Annotated in this window: 16 protein-coding genes and 2 tRNA genes; 3 read left to right on the forward strand and 15 right to left on the reverse strand. The window is 71.2% G+C overall.

Going from position 1 to position 14348, the window contains the following annotated elements; all coding sequences use genetic code 11:
• Positions 1 to 23 precede the first annotated feature (23 nt).
• Positions 24 to 96: transfer RNA gene (locus ABT085_RS10210), tRNA-Ala, on the reverse strand.
• A gap of 140 nt (positions 97 to 236) precedes the next feature.
• Between ABT085_RS10210 and ABT085_RS10215 the strand changes: the two genes are divergently transcribed.
• Positions 237 to 1439: a glycosyltransferase 87 family protein gene (locus ABT085_RS10215; protein ID WP_351604270.1), complete on the forward strand. Its 1203-nt coding sequence runs from the start codon at positions 237 to 239 to the stop codon at positions 1437 to 1439.
• On the opposite strand, the gene ABT085_RS10220 is transcribed toward ABT085_RS10215, so the two are convergent.
• From ABT085_RS10220 to ABT085_RS10230, 3 genes are all read right to left on the reverse strand, one after another.
• Positions 1418 to 1651: a DEAD/DEAH box helicase family protein gene (locus ABT085_RS10220; RefSeq protein WP_351604272.1), complete on the reverse strand. Its 234-nt coding sequence runs from the start codon at positions 1649 to 1651 to the stop codon at positions 1418 to 1420. The genes ABT085_RS10215 and ABT085_RS10220 overlap by 22 nt on opposite strands.
• Positions 1652 to 1654: 3 nt before the next feature.
• A complete protein-coding gene (locus tag ABT085_RS10225; RefSeq protein WP_351604274.1) occupies positions 1655 to 1828 on the reverse strand; it encodes a hypothetical protein in 174 nt (57 codons plus the stop codon).
• Between the two features lie 70 nt (positions 1829 to 1898).
• Positions 1899 to 3257, reverse strand: coding sequence for an MFS transporter (locus tag ABT085_RS10230; RefSeq protein ID WP_351604327.1), 1359 nt, complete (start codon positions 3255 to 3257; stop codon positions 1899 to 1901).
• Between the two features lie 260 nt (positions 3258 to 3517).
• On the opposite strand from ABT085_RS10230, the gene ABT085_RS10235 reads away from it, so the two are divergent.
• Entirely contained in the window at positions 3518 to 4438 is a 921-nt protein-coding gene (locus tag ABT085_RS10235) for a helix-turn-helix transcriptional regulator (RefSeq protein ID WP_351604276.1), read from the forward strand.
• Between the two features lie 55 nt (positions 4439 to 4493).
• On the opposite strand, the gene ABT085_RS10240 is transcribed toward ABT085_RS10235, so the two are convergent.
• The 7 genes from ABT085_RS10240 to ABT085_RS10270 form a co-directional block, all read right to left on the reverse strand.
• Positions 4494 to 4566, reverse strand: a tRNA-Ala gene (locus ABT085_RS10240).
• A gap of 131 nt (positions 4567 to 4697) precedes the next feature.
• Positions 4698 to 5381 (reverse strand): histidine phosphatase family protein, encoded by a 684-nt coding sequence (locus ABT085_RS10245; protein WP_351604278.1) that lies wholly within the window; start codon positions 5379 to 5381, stop codon positions 4698 to 4700.
• Positions 5378 to 5824, reverse strand: coding sequence for a ribosome silencing factor (gene rsfS, locus ABT085_RS10250; protein WP_351604280.1), 447 nt, complete (start codon positions 5822 to 5824; stop codon positions 5378 to 5380). Before rsfS ends, ABT085_RS10245 begins: the two co-directional genes overlap by 4 nt.
• 114 nt (positions 5825 to 5938) lie before the next feature.
• The gene (locus ABT085_RS10255) at positions 5939 to 7702 is read right to left on the reverse strand and encodes a LytR C-terminal domain-containing protein (protein WP_351604282.1); all 1764 of its coding nucleotides are present in this window, start codon (positions 7700 to 7702) and stop codon (positions 5939 to 5941) included.
• A 17-nt stretch (positions 7703 to 7719) separates the two neighbouring features.
• Entirely contained in the window at positions 7720 to 8451 is a 732-nt protein-coding gene (gene nadD / locus ABT085_RS10260; protein WP_351604284.1) for a nicotinate-nucleotide adenylyltransferase, read from the reverse strand.
• 79 nt (positions 8452 to 8530) lie between these two features.
• Complete coding sequence (locus ABT085_RS10265) at positions 8531 to 8695, reverse strand: hypothetical protein (protein WP_202919654.1); 165 nt, start codon at positions 8693 to 8695, stop codon at positions 8531 to 8533.
• 145 nt (positions 8696 to 8840) lie between these two features.
• A complete protein-coding gene (locus ABT085_RS10270) occupies positions 8841 to 9002 on the reverse strand; it encodes a hypothetical protein (protein WP_351604286.1) in 162 nt (53 codons plus the stop codon).
• Positions 9003 to 9151: 149 nt separating this feature from the next.
• Between ABT085_RS10270 and ABT085_RS10275 the strand changes: the two genes are divergently transcribed.
• Entirely contained in the window at positions 9152 to 10279 is a 1128-nt protein-coding gene (locus ABT085_RS10275) for a M48 family metallopeptidase (protein WP_351604288.1), read from the forward strand.
• A 17-nt stretch (positions 10280 to 10296) separates the two neighbouring features.
• On the opposite strand, the gene ABT085_RS10280 is transcribed toward ABT085_RS10275, so the two are convergent.
• The 4 genes from ABT085_RS10280 to ABT085_RS10295 form a co-directional block, all read right to left on the reverse strand.
• On the reverse strand, positions 10297 to 11367 hold the full coding sequence (locus ABT085_RS10280; RefSeq protein WP_351604290.1) for an SCO2583 family membrane protein: 1071 nt from the start codon (positions 11365 to 11367) through the stop codon (positions 10297 to 10299).
• A gap of 87 nt (positions 11368 to 11454) precedes the next feature.
• A complete protein-coding gene (locus tag ABT085_RS10285; protein WP_502982705.1) occupies positions 11455 to 12039 on the reverse strand; it encodes an SCO2584 family spore wall biosynthesis protein in 585 nt (194 codons plus the stop codon).
• A gap of 203 nt (positions 12040 to 12242) precedes the next feature.
• A complete protein-coding gene (locus tag ABT085_RS10290; protein ID WP_351604294.1) occupies positions 12243 to 13529 on the reverse strand; it encodes a glutamate-5-semialdehyde dehydrogenase in 1287 nt (428 codons plus the stop codon).
• Positions 13530 to 13774: 245 nt separating this feature from the next.
• Complete coding sequence (locus ABT085_RS10295) at positions 13775 to 14260, reverse strand: DUF8830 family protein (RefSeq protein WP_385531008.1); 486 nt, start codon at positions 14258 to 14260, stop codon at positions 13775 to 13777.
• Positions 14261 to 14348 lie beyond the last annotated feature (88 nt).

Here is a 14348-nt window from a genome sequence, read left to right on the forward strand (position 1 = left end):
GAGTGATCCGCCTTCTACTTCTGTGGAGCTAAGGAGAATTGAACTCCTGACCTCCTGCATGCCATGCAGGCGCTCTACCAACTGAGCTATAGCCCCTCGTGGTCATGCGGTGGACCCGCATCCTGACCGTGTCGCCCGGTTTCCCCGGCGGCGACGCCAACATTACACGGTCACCGGGGTGCACCACCAAATCGATTCCGTTCTGTACGGATTCGCTCGGGATAGTGTCGTCCGTTGTGACCGCGCTCACGCTCTCCGCAGGCCACCGCCGCACGCCGATGGCCCTGGGGGCCTGCCTGTTCTCCTTCACCGTCTTCTGGATCGCCCAGCGGGCCGCCCACGTCTCGATGATCGACCTGATGGTCTACCGGGCCGAGGGCGCGACGGTGCGCACCGGAGGCGACCTGTACGCGCTGCGCGCGACGGCGGAGCACCTGCCCACCACGTACCCGCCCTTCGCGGCCGTGCTGTTCACTCCGCTGACCCTTCCGGGCACCGCGAGCCTGCGCGTCCTGGCGACGGCCGGGAACCTCGTCCTCCTGGTGGCGTTCGTCAGGCTGTCGCTGCGGCTCGTGGGCCACACGCGCGTGGAGACCGTCTGGTGGGCCGCCGCGGTGGCCGTGTGGTGCGAGCCGGTGTGGACGACGCTGCGCTACGGGCAGGTGAACCTGCTGGTCGCCGTCCTGGTGCTGTGGGACCTGACGCGGCGCCCCGGGCACCGCTGGGCCGGTCTGGGCATCGGGCTGGCGACGGCGGTGAAGCTGACGCCCGCGCTGTTCGTGGTGTTCCTGCTCGCCGCGGGTGTCACGGCCCGGATCGGACACGGTCGTGCGGGCCACCGGCTGCGGCACGCGCGCGGGGCGGTGGCCGCGTTCGCCTGCGCCACCCTGCTGACGGCCGCGGTCCTGCCGCGGGACTCCCGGCGGTTCTGGACGGACACGATGTTCCGTGCCGGCCGGGTCGGTCACGCGGAGGAGACCGCGAATCAGGCCCTGCGGGGCCTCCTGGCCCGTTTCCTGCACACGCCGGAGCCGGGGAGTCTCTGGGTCGCCACGGCGGCCGTGGTGGCCCTGGGAGGGCTCGCGATGGCGGTCGCGGCGGAGCTGCGCGGGCTGCGGGCCTGGGCGGTGATCGTCTGCGCGATGACGGCGCTGCTCGTCAGCCCCGTGTCGTGGTCGCACCACTGGGTGTGGTGTGTGCCACTGATCCTGCTCCTGGTGACGCACGGACACCGGGCTGCGGCCCTGGGAACGCTGCTCGTCTTCGGCTCGTACGCACTGTGGTGGGTGCCGCACGGCCACGGGCGGCCCGAACTGCACCAGCAGGGTGTCGAGTTGGCACTGTCGGCCCTCTATTCGGGGGCGGGCCTGCTCTTCCTCGTCCTCGCCGGGATCTCGCTACGAGGCCCCGGCCGTGATCAAGCCGTGACGAACGAATAGAACCGTTTGAGTGTGCAGTGCTCCTCGAGGAGCCGGCCGTAGATCGGTTCGCCGTCGAGTTCGCGGTACGTCTCGATGGGGTCGCCTTTTATGATCAGCGCCCGCGCGCATTCCTCGCACCAGTACTGGTAGTCGGGATTGAGCGGCTCCATGTCGCGCACGATCGGCGTCCCGCTGCCGCACCAGTCGCACTTTCGCCTGTGTGCACCCATCGCTCAGCTCCAGCTGTGGCCGCAGGCCGTGCACACATAGGAAATCCCGCCGTTGTCGCCCAGCACCTGCGCGACGTCCACGGAACCACAGGAAGGGCAGCTGAGCCGGATGATCGTATCCCGTGTCAGTACTGCGTCGAAGAGGTCACGAACCTCTTCGAGGATGCTCGCAGGCATCACCACTCCCTCCCAGTCGGGCCGCGCCCCCTTCCGGCCGTTTGATTCTGCCACGGCCGGGCCGATACGGTCAGCGACGCCTTAGTACCAGTCCGGACACGGCGCCCGTCACGGCCACCGCGGCAAGCGCGAACATGCACGCCACAAGCGCTTCCGCAGAGGTATACGCCCCGGGGACCCCAAGTGACTCAAGGCGGTCCAGGAACAGTGTGCCGAAGACCGCGACGCCGATCAGCTGGCCGAGCTGGGTGACCGTGGCGAGCAGTCCGCTGGCGTCCGCCGCGTCCTCGGGGCGCACGTCGGCCAGCGCCCGGGTGAGCGTCGGGCTGAAGCCCAGCGCGACACCGGTCCCGGTCCCCGCGTAGGCCGCGTACAGCCAGGGGCCGCCCTCGCCGCCGCCCTCGAACACCAGGCCGACCGCCACGATGGACACCGCGGTGAGCGCGAATCCGGCCGGGGTCAGCATCCGCTGCCAGGAGGCGGGCCAGGACCGCCAGGTCAGGCCGACCAGTCCGAAGACGACGGCGGTCGGCGCGAAGGTGAGACCGGCGTGCAGCGCGCTGTAGCCGAGGCCGCCCTGGACGTGCAGGGTGAGCGCGAACAGGAAGCCGCCGTTGACGGCCATGACGGCCGCGATCCGGAAGACGGCCAGGCCCATGCCGGGGTGGCGCAGGACCCGCGGGGCGATCAGCGGGGCGCCGCCGCGCCGGGCGAGCCGCGCCTCGAAGCGGCAGAACAGCGCGAACAGGCCCGCCGCGGCGGCCAGCGACAGCCAGGACCACAGCGGCCAGTCCTCCTCCTGCCCGAGCACCAGCGGCACCGTCAGGAGCGAGACGGCCCCGCCCAGCAGCACCAGCCCGGTCAGGTCGAACCGGCGCGTCCGCTCGGCCGCGCCGCCCCGGGGCAGTGCGTGCCGGCCGACGGCCAGGAGCACGGCGCCGACCGGCACGTTGACGAGGAACACGGGCCGCCAGCCGGTGCCGAACAGATCGGCGCTGACCAGGACACCGCCGATCACCTGTCCGGCCGCCGCGCCGACGGCGACGACCGCCGCGTACGCGCCGAGGGCCCGCATCCGGGCCTCTCCGGTGAAGGAACGCTGGATCAGGCTGAGCACCTGCGGGATCATCACCGCAGAACCGGCGCCCTGCACCAGCCGGAAGGCGATCAGCCCGGTCACGCCCTGGGCCAGCCCGCAGGCGAGCGAGGCGGCGGTGAAGAGCGCGAGCCCGGCCAGGTGGACCCGGCCGTGACCGAGCCGGTCGCCGAGGCGGGCTCCGGTGATCAGCAGCACGGAGTACGTGATGGCGTATCCGGCGATCACCAGTTGCAGGTCGGCGCCGGAGGCGTGCAGGTCGGAACCGATGGTGGGGGCCGCCACGTTCACGATGAAGACGTCGAGCAGTGCCATGAACTGGGCCGCGAGCACGACCGCGAGCAGCCGCCGGGACCGGTTGTCAGTGCCGGGGGCTTTACTGGATCCAGGTCGCGGTACGGGCGCGGAATCCGGCTCCGTGCGAGGTGTTGTCGTCATGCCGTCGAGCGTGACGAGGCTTCGGTACGGGTGTGCAGTGCCCGCTGATGCTGGTACTGCCAGCACCTGGCAGGGACCTCGCCGGGCGGTGACGATGGACTTCGCGGCGGCGGGCGGTGGGACGACGGACGGCAGGACGACGGGGGGACGTGGTGATGAGGACGACACAGCGGCGCCGGCCTGAGCTGGCGGCCTTCCTGCGCAACCGGCGCGCCAGGGTGACACCGGCCGACGTGGGCATGCCCCCGGGGCTGCGGCGCCGTACACCGGGGCTGCGGCGCGAGGAGGTGGCCCAGATCTCGGGTGTCGGGGTCACCTGGTACACGTGGCTGGAGCAGGGGCGGCCGATCAACGCCTCCGCGCAGGTCCTGGACGCCGTGGCCCGCACGCTGCGGCTGGACCCGCCGGAGCGGGAGCATCTCTACCGCCTGGCGGAGGTCCCCTTCGAGCCCGACCCGGGGTGTCTGACGCAGACCGTCGCCCCGGAGATCCATGGCGTCATCGACGCCCTCGACCCGCTGCCCGCGGCGGTCTACAACTCGCGCTACGACGTCCTGGCCACCAACCCGGCCTACCGCGACCTGTTCCTGATCCCGGAGACCGTGCGGATCGGGGTGCCGAACGTGCTGTGGACGCTGTTCACGGTGTCGGAGGAGGACTGCCCGGTGGTGCACCGGGAGCGTGAGCTGCCCCTGATGGTGGCGACACTGCGCTCCTCGTACGGACGGCACGTCGGCGAGCCGGCCTGGGAGAACTTCATCCGAAGACTGTCGGCGGCCAGCCCGCACTTCGCCGAGGTGTGGGCGAGCGGTGAGGTCATACCGCCGGGACCGCGGGTGAAGACGTTCCGGCATCTGGCGGTCGGCGAGCTGCGGATGACCTCGCAGTCGCTGTCGATCGACGGGATGCCGGAGTGCCGGATCGTCGTCTACACACCGGAGAGCGAGGAGGCGCGAGGCAGGCTCGGGCTGCTGAGGGAGACCAAACAGCGGCTGTGGCCGTCGGACGAGGGGGTCGCGGAGATCATCCGGCAGTGGCAGACCGGGCAGTGGCAGACAGAAAATCCCGCCCCCTGAGGGGACGGGATCCTGATCCAACCGATCTTTGACAACTCGACAGAGTGTCGTTCTGTGGAGCTAAGGAGAATTGAACTCCTGACCTCCTGCATGCCATGCAGGCGCTCTACCAACTGAGCTATAGCCCCTTGCTTCACCGGGCGAAACCGCCTGGTGTTTCGTTCCGCTCTGCGGTGCGAACAAGAAGAACTCTAGCCTGTGACCTGCCGGAAAGTGAAATCCGGGTACCGGGCCCCGCTGCGCGGCCCCGGGACGGCGGTCAGTCGTCGTCGCCGAGCACGGGCTCCGGGAGGGTGCCGGCGTTGTGCTCGAGCAGGCGCCAGCCGCGGGCGCCCTCACCGAGGACGGACCAGCAGCAGTTGGAGAGGCCACCGAGGCTCTCCCAGTGCCGTGGCTCCAGGCCGAGGAGGCGTCCGATCGTGGTGCGGATCGTGCCGCCGTGGCTGACCACGACGAGGGTGCCGTCGTCGGGGAGCTTCTCGGCGTGGTCGAGGACGACCGGGGCGGCCCGGTCGGCGACCTCGGTCTCCAGCTCGCCGCCGCCGCGGCGGACCGGCTCACCGCGCTTCCAGGCGGCGTACTCCTCGCCGTGCAGGGCGAGGATCTCCTCGTGCGTCAGCCCCTGCCAGACGCCCGCGTAGGTCTCGCGCAGGGCCTCGTCGTGGGCGACCGAGAGGCCGGTGAGCGCGGCGAGCTCGCCGGCCGTGTCGGCGGCCCGCCGAAGATCGGAGGCGACGATCGCGTCGGGTTGCAGGGACGCCAGCAGCCGGGCGGCGCGGCGGGCCTGGGCCACGCCGGTCTCGGTGAGCTCGACGTCCGTGCTGCCCTGGAAGCGGCGCTCCACGTTCCAGGAGGTCTGGCCGTGCCGCCAGAGGATGATCCGGCGCCCGCGGCCGGGCTCACGGTCGGCCGCGGATCCGGCCCGGGCACCCGGGGTGGTCATCGCCACTCACCGTCCCCGTCGGCCTCCTCCTCGGCCGCGCGCAGCTTGGCGTGCTCCTCGGCCTTGCCGCGGGTCGCCTGGGCGTCCGCGGGCAGCGTCAGCTCGGGGCAGTCCTTCCACAGCCGCTCCAGGGCGTAGAAGACCCGCTCCTCGCTGTGCTGGACGTGGACGACGATGTCGACGTAGTCGAGCAGCACCCAACGGGCCTCGCGGTCGCCCTCGCGGCGCACCGGCTTGGCGCCGAGCTCCTTGTTGAGCCGTTCCTCGATCTCGTCGACGATGGACTTGACCTGGCGGTCGTTGGGTGCGGAGGCCAGCAGGAAGGCGTCCGTGATCGACAGCACATCGCTGACGTCGTAGGCGATGATGTCGTGCGCGAGCTTGTCGGCCGCCGCCTGGGCGGCGGTGTTGATGAGCTCGATGGAACGGTCAGTGGCGGTCACTACAAGGCTTTCCGTCGGCGGTCATGTGTCACCAAGGGTCTCACGGACAACCGACGGCGCCCCACGTGACGAACGGATCACTCGTCCGGATCACGTGGGGCGGGGGGTCGCGGGCTAGAGGGCCGGGGGCTTGTAGTCCTGGCCCAGGATCACCACGACGGCCGCGTTCGCGGAGACCTTGCCCTTGGTCACGGCGCTGGTGGGCAGCCCCAGCGTCTTGGCGACCTCGGTGGCGTTGTCCTTGTCGGCGGCGTCGGCGTAGGTGACCTCTGAGGTGGCCTCGGAGCCGTCCGCGGTGCCGCCGTCCAGGAAGGTGAAGCCGCCGTTGAGGAGCGCGACGCGGGCCTTCTCGGTGTTGTCCTTGGTGCCGGTGGCGTTCTGGACCGAGACGCGGATCGCCGAACCCTGGTCGGGGCTCTTCGCGGCACCGCCGAGCACGTCCTTGACCACGCTGCTGCTGGTCTGGGCGCTCAGGGTGCCGTCGGACTGGACGGGCAGCAGCGCCGTCTTGTAGTCGCCGCCCTTGGCGAGGTCGGCGAGCTTGGCGAGGAAGGCGCCGAGGTCCTTGTCGGTCAGCGACGGGTCGAGGATCTGCGCCAGCGTCTGCACGGTGACCGTGGCCCCCTGCGCGTCGGAGGACACCTTGCGCAGTACGCCCTGCATGACCTGGCCGAAGCGTTCCAGCTGGGCGTTCTGGGCCTCGCCGGAGGCGCTGTAGGTGGCGTAGGCGACGGCCATCTTGCCGCTGAGGGTCTGGTCCTTGCCCTTGTGGACGAGGGGGGCGGCGTTCTTCTTCTCGGCCTCGGGGTCGGGGACGTCGGTGTCGGTGTCGACCTCGATGTTGCCGACCAGGTCGACGAGGTTCTGCAGGTAGGGGGTGTCCAGGCGCCAGGTGCCCTCGATGTCGGTGCCGAGGACCGTGTCCAGCGCGTCACGCGTGCCGGAGGAGCCGTCGTCGTCGACCGACTTGGCGAGTGTCGTGGAGGAGCCGTCGTCGCCGGTCACGGCGAGGGAGTTGGGCAGCAGGACGGTGGTGCCCTGCTTGGTGGTGGTGTTGTCGACGAGCAGCGCCGTGGAGGTGCCGCCCTTCTTGGTGTTGTGCAGGTGGACGACGATGACGTCGCGGTTCTGGGCGCCCGCGGCGGTGGTGGTGCCGGACTTGTCCGCCGACTTCCCGAGGCCGGGGATCTTGCCCGCGTACCAGAGGTAGCCGACGCCGCCGACCACGAACAGGGCCATGACCACGACCAGGGCGACGATCCGGCTGCGGGCGCGGCGGCGGGCCTCCTCGCGGCGCTCGGTGCGGTTCTCGGTGAACGCCATCCAGTCGATGACGTCCTCGGAGTCGCCGTCGGGCTCCTCCACGAAGGCGAACTGTCCGGTGCTGTAATCGGGTTGCGGCCGGCCGTCGGCGTCGGGCGCCTCGTTCCCGGACGGCTCCGGGTCCGGGGCGGGGCCGGCCTGCTGCGGTATGTAGCCGGTCCGCTCGGCGACGCGGGGCTGCTGCCCGCTGGCGGCGGTCTGCCCGTAGGGGTCGTACGGGGCGGCGGCCGCGCCGTTCGTGCGCCTGCCGTGCGTGCCCGAGCCGGAGTGCATACCCGCGCCGGGGTGCGTGCCGGAGGCGTAGTCGTCGTAGGCGGGCACCTGTGGCTGCTGCCCGGTGTCGTAGGGGTCGTACGGGGAGACGGGCTGTTGACTGCCCGTGGCGTACGGGTCGTAGCCGTAGCCCTGCTGCTGCGTGTACGGGTCGTACGCCTGCTGCGGGCGCCGGGGCGCCTGCTGCGTCCGGACCTGCCGGTACATCGGCCGGCCGTACTCGTCGTAACCGACGAGTTCGTACTGGTCTTCACCGTATTCCGCGTCGTATCGGTCGTTCACCGGTAGCCCCTCTCGGCTCACTCGCCGCGGTACAGCTCACGTTTGTCGATGTAGCGCACGACTCCGTCCGGCACCAGATACCAGACGGGGTCGCCCTTGGCGACTCTCGCACGGCAGTCTGTGGAGGAGATGGCGAGCGCGGGAACTTCGACCAGGGAGACTCCGCCCTCGGGAAGGCCGGGGTCGGTGAGTTGGTGGCCCGGTCGGGTGACGCCGATGAAGTGCGCCAGGGAGAACAGCTCCTCGGAGTCCCGCCAGGTCAGGAGCTGGGCGAGGGCGTCGGCGCCGGTGATGAAGAACAGGTCGGCGTCGGGGTTGAGCGCGCGCAGGTCGCGCAGGGTGTCGACGGTGTAGGTCGGGCCGCCGCGGTCGATGTCGATGCGGCTGACCGAGAACTGCGGGTTCTCGGCGGTCGCGATGACCGTCATCAGATAGCGGTCCTCGGCCGGCGAGACGCTGCGGTGGCTCTTCTGCCACGGCTGGCCGGTCGGTACGAACACCACCTCGTCGAGGTGGAACTGCGCGGCGACCTCACTGGCGGCCACGAGGTGTCCGTGGTGGATCGGGTCGAAGGTGCCGCCCATGACGCCCAGGCGGCGCTTGCCCGGGGTCGACGGCCCGTTGCCCGGTCCGCCGGGCGATGGCTGCGCCGGGCCGTGGTGCGACGGTCCGGCGAAGGTGCCGCGGCCGGTGTCGGCCGGGTCGGCCGTGCCGTTCACCGGACCGGTAGGCATGTCCTGCTCTCCCATGCGTGCAGACCCTACCGGCCCGGTCCGAGGGCCTTGGCCACGACTTCCCCGGGGCGGCCCCGGGAGGCCTCCGCCGGATTCAGCGGTCGCGGTTGAAGCGGGTGGTGATCCACAGCAGGAGCAGCAGGATGATGAACGCGCCACCACCCGTGACCAGGGGGTTGAGGCTGTCGTGGTTGCCACCGTGCTCCTCGCCCTCGGCGGCGAGAGTGACCAGCTGGGCTGCGGCGCTGTGGAAGCTCATCTTCAGCAGAACCTATCCGATGGGGGTCCCCCCGCTCGGCGGGGCCGAGAAAGGGAGAGGGCGGGATAAAGACGTCGGCCCATCGTATGCGGGCGCCTCGGCGACGATCACGCCGACTCCGCCGTTGGGGAACCTTCGAAGACCGTCAGTCGTCTTTCCGCTTGTAGCCCCGCAACAGGAACCACCCGGTCAGTACACAGCCCAGGACCATCACGATCAGGACGATCCGGAGCAGATTGCCCGTCCCTTGCTGCTCGGCCGCGCTCGCGGCCTCGGTGAGCCAGGCGGCTGCGGGGGTGTGCTCCATGGCGTTGGACTCCTTCGCTGTACTGCCCGTACACGGTAACTCCGCCTAGGCTGGGCTCAGCCTCGGGGGGCAGGCAGAAACGACCGGACACGGCGGCGGCGCACGGCGCGCACCGCCGGCACGGCACTCAGACGTACATGGGGGAAGACATGTCCGACGACGGCCGCCCGCACAACGGGCACGAGCACGCGCCGAGCCGGCAGCGCAGGCGTTTCCAGGGGATCTCCTCCCGGGCGTACGAACACCCGGCCGACCGTTCCGCCCTGGTGGCGCTGCGCAAGCTCAGCGGTTTCGACACGGTCTTCAAGGCGCTCAGCGGGCTGCTGCCCGAGCGCAGCCTGAGACTGCTGTTCCTGTCCGACTCGGTGCGGGTGTCGGACCAGCAGTTCACCCACCTCAACGACATGCTGCGGGATGCCTGTTACATCCTGGACCTGGAGAAGGTCCCGCCGATGTACGTCACTCAGGATCCGCAGCCGAACGCGATGTGCATCGGCCTGGACGAGCCGATCATCGTCGTCACCACGGGCCTGGTCGAACTGCTCGACGAGGAGGAGATGCGGGCGGTCGTCGGTCACGAGGTGGGGCACGCGCTGTCCGGCCACGCCGTGTACCGCACGATCCTGCTGTTCCTGACCAGCCTGGCGCTGAAGGTCGCCTGGATCCCGCTGGGCAACCTCGCGATCATGGCGATTGTGACCGCGCTGCGGGAGTGGTTCCGCAAGTCGGAGCTGTCCGCCGACCGGGCGGGTCTGCTGGTGGGCCAGGACCTCCAGGCCTCGATGCGCGGCCTGATGAAGATAGCGGGCGGCAACCACCTGCACGAGATGAACGTGGACGCGTTCCTGCAGCAGGCCGAGGAGTACGACGCGGCCGGCGACCTGCGCGACTCCGTGCTGAAGATCCTCAATGTGCTGCCCCGCACCCACCCCTTCGCCGCGGTGCGCGCGGGCGAGCTGAAGAAGTGGGCGGCGTCCCGCGACTACCAGCGGATCATGGACGGTCACTACCCGCGGCGCTCCGACGACAAGGACACCTCGGTCACGGACTCCTTCCGGGAGTCGGCCGCCAGCTATGCCGGCCATGTCAAGAGCTCCAAGGACCCGCTGATGAAGCTGGTCACGGACATCGCCGGCGGGGCGGGGGATCTCGGCGGGCGGGTGCGGCGCGGCTTCGGCGGGTTCACCAGCCCGCCGCCGCCGAAGGACCGTCCGTCGTCGGAGGGGCCGGACCCGCAGGAGGGCCCGGCGGACACCCCGCCGCACGACAGGGACTGAGCCCCGGTCCGGCCGGCTCACACCTTCGGCTGGGCGCTGGGGGCCAGGGCCCCGCACAGTGCCGTCGCGTCGCCCGTGGCGTACGGGTCGGTGCCTGCCGGGCCGCCGCTCCTGGCGGTCTGGCCGGAGAGCAGGGGGTGCAGTCGGTTCGCGGAGTCGTCGGAGCAGGACAGCGGGCCGGCCTGGGCGACGGAGCCGACGAGCTGGGCCTGACGCAGGCGCAGGTCGTCCTGGTCGAACCGGAAGCGCAGCTCGCGCCGGACGGTGAACAAGGAGGCCTCGGCCGTCGCCCCGGAGCCGGCCGGCCGCAGCGCGTACACGAAGGTGTGGTCGGCGGTGACCTCCAGGGTCGAGGCGTCGCTCTCGGCGAAGGCCAGCGTGCCCTGCACCCGGATCCTGGAGTCGGCGAGCTCCACCTGGGCGGGTTCGAAGCGGATCAGCCATCCGGTGGGCGCGTGCCGGCCGTCGGCGCTCGGGTGGCCGAAGCTCTGGTCGAACTGGTCGAGTTGGTCCGGGTCGAGCAGCACGCGCACGGGGCGGACCTGCTGTCCGGTGAGCACCTCGGGGTAGAGGGCGGAGCGGACGATGTAGTCCTTGGCCGTGGTCAGGGCGGTCATGACCTGGCTCTCGGAGAAGTGCGCGGTGGCCCGGGAGGCGGGCAGCGGTACGCCCTCGGCGCCCAGGCGGAACTGCGCCGCGGGGCTGTGCGCGTACAGGTACTCGGCGTCGGCCGTGCCGGGCACCTTGCCCGACGGGGAGAGCGGGATCATGGTCATCCGCAGCGGCTCGGCCGGCTGGAGGGCCCCGGGCGACTGGTAGGGGTTGCGTACGCCCATGTAGATCGCGGTGCCGAAGGCGACGGCGATCAGCAGGACCAGGATCAGTGCCTGCCGGGACAGCCCCCGGTGCAGGGGCGGACGCCGACGCACGGCGGGCATGTGGTCGGTCATGCGCTCCTGCGCGGAGTACTCCTGGATGCGAGCAGCGCGGACGAACGACTCGTCGAAGACGACGGATCGGTACTCTTCCTCGCCACTTCCGGGAGCGCCCTCGGGTGTCCCCTCAGGTGGGTCTCCAGGTCCGCCCATACATTCAGGGTAGGTCGCGGGGAGCCCCGGTAAACGCCCTGCTGTACGACAAGTTCTGACAGGTTCTCACCAGGATCGCCGAGCGTGTCACGGAGTGCGCGGGAGCGCGGGGACCGCCGGCCGGGAGTGGTCGGCGGAAGCGGAGGGATCCGCCGCGCTGCCCTGTTCGAGGCCTGTCGAGGCGGGCGGCGGCATCTGGTCCCGGTCGCCGGCCGAGGCGCCGCGGTAGACCGCGGTGAAAGCCAGCGCGACCATGCCGATCCCCATCACGAGGGCGAGCATCCAGGCGACGGGGCGATGCCAGCGGACCTGCCTGCCGTACCCCCACAGAGGGCTGTAGCGGCGTTCGTGGCCATCGGGGTCGTCGGGGTCGTCCAGATCGTCGAGGTCCGGATCATGGCCGAGATCGCCGGGTTCCTCGGGGCCGTACCCGTCGTCGTGGCGTTCACCTCTGGCGTGGGCGCGGCGGGCCTCGGCCTCGGAGGCCTCCGCTCTCGCCTGGGCGGCTGCCAGGAGGCGTTCCACGGCCGTCGGCTCGTGCACCTCCGCCGCCCGTACGAAGGCCTCGTCGAAGACCACGGAGGCGAACTCTTCGTCCGACACCCCGCGGTCGTGGTCGTCGTCGGGCTCCCAGCCGTCAGGGAACGGCGTGCCCCCCACGTCCTCCGGCACGGATCCAGAGTAGACCTGGGGGGTCATTTTGGGCAGACGGTATGGAAATTCATCCGCCGGCCGAGACGGCTCCGTCGTGGCGGCGGGACCGGGCCGGACGTGCACACCCGTCACATGCGCCCCACCGGTGGCTCCCGTCCCAACGGGACCCACCGACCCGCCGCACAGCCGCCGCAGCCGCTGCAACCGCACGGCGCCTGGTCTCAGCGCCGGATGTGGCCGTCCCCGGTGACGATGTACTTGGTGCTGGTGAGCTCCGGCAGGCCCATCGGCCCGCGGGCGTGCAGCTTCTGCGTGGAGATGCCGATCTCCGCGCCGAAGCCGAACTGGCCGCCGTCCGTGAAGCGCGTCGAGGCGTTCACGGCGACGGTGGTGGAGTCGACCAGCTGGGTGAAGCGGCGGGCGGCCTGCTGCGAGGTGGTGACGATGGCCTCGGTGTGCCCGGAGGTCCACAGCCGGATGTGCTCGACGGCCCGGTCGAGGGAGTCGACGACGGCGGCGGCGATGTCGTACGAGAGGTACTCGGTCTCCCAGTCCTCCGGTGTGGCCTCCACGACGGTCGCCTTGGAGTCCTTGGCGTACGCCAGGACCCGTTCGTCGGCGTGGACGGTGACGCCGGCCTCGGCGAGGGCGTCCAGCGCGCGGGGCAGGAACTCGGCGGCGATGTCTTGGTGGACCAGGAGGGTCTCGGCGGAGTTGCAGACGCTGACGCGCTGCGCCTTGGAGTTGATCAGGATGTCGACCGCCATGTCCAGGTCGGCGTGGGCGTCGACGTAGACGTGGCAGTTGCCGGTGCCGGTCTCGATGACCGGGACGGTGGACTCGGCCACGACGGTACGGATCAGGGAGGCTCCGCCGCGCGGGATGAGGACGTCGACCAGGCCGCGGGCGCGCATCAGCTCGCGGACGCTCTCGCGGCTCTCGCCGGGCACGAGCTGTACGGCGTCGGCGGGCAGCCCGGCGCCGCCCACGGCGTCCCGCAGGACGCGCACGAGGGCGGTGTTCGACTCGTAGGCGGAGGCCGAGCCGCGCAGGAGCACGGCGTTGCCGGACTTCAGGCAGAGGGCGGCGGCGTCGACGGTGACGTTCGGACGGGCCTCGTAGATGATCCCGACGACGCCGAGCGGTACGCGGACCTGGCGCAGGTCGATGCCGTTGGGCAGGGTGGAGCCGCGGACGACCTCCCCGACCGGGTCGGGCAGGGCCACGACGTCGCGCACGTCGGAGGCGATGGCCCGCACCCGCTCCGGGGTGAGCGTGAGCCGGTCGATGATCGCCTCGCTGGTGCCGGCCTCGCGGGCCTTGGCGATGTCCTTGGCGTTGGCCTCGACGATTTCCGCCGTACGGACTTCCAGCGCGTCCGCCACGGCGAGCAGCGCGTCGTCCTTCACGGCCCGCGGCAACGGCGCGAGGTCGGCGGCGGCGGCCTTGGCCCGGTAGGCGGCCTGGGTGACCGGTGACATGGAGTCGTACGGCGAGAGCGTGGTCATGGAGGAAGCGTAGTGCGCGGCGAGGGGCGGTCCGGAGCTCATCCCAAACCCCGAGACAACACCCGAAAGGCCCGAAAGAGCGCTGAACGGGGAAGGGCATCGAACGGGGAATGCCACGCAAGCGGGCACGCGCGCCGATGGGGCCCGCCGGAGCAAGGGTCCCGGCAAGCCCCGGCGGACCGGCAGGACCCGGTGAGGGCCAAGCGGTCCGACAGGCCCTGGTGGGACGGCGTGAGCGGCAGGACCTAGTAGGGGTGCACGCCGACCGGGGTCGCCGGTGCGGGGCCGTAGCCCTCGGCGACGCGCTGGTGGTAGGTCTCCCGGTCGATGACCTCCAGGCCGACGATCTCCCAGGGCGGCAGGCCCGCGGTCTGGCGGTGCTCGCCCCACAGCCGCAGGGCGACGGCGGCGGCGTCGTGCAGGTCGCGGGCCTCTTCCCAGTAGCGGATCTCCGCGTGGTCCTGTGCGTACCGGCTGGTCAGCAGGAAGGGGTGGTCGTGTGCCAGCTGTTCCAGGGCCCGCCGGACCTCCGTGATCGGGGACGCGGCGCCGGAGAGGCTGAGGGTGATGTGCCACAGCCGGGGCAGGTCCGCGGGCCGCTCGCCCTCGTACCGGTCGCCGGCCGCGACGCTGGTCAGGGCGCGCTCCTCACCGGGGGCGCGGGAGGAGGCACCGCGGGTGGCACGAGCGCCTTCGGCGCCGCCGCGGGACGCTCCCGCACCAGGGCGCACTCGTCTCACTACGGCCTCCTTCGCGTCAGCGCACTGCTCCTGCGGATTGTTCCCTGAGTCAAAGTTGAGCAGGCCGGGAGGCTTCGCG

Source organism: Streptomyces sp. NPDC002265, assembly GCF_040296125.1.
Lineage (GTDB): Bacteria > Actinomycetota > Actinomycetes > Streptomycetales > Streptomycetaceae > Streptomyces.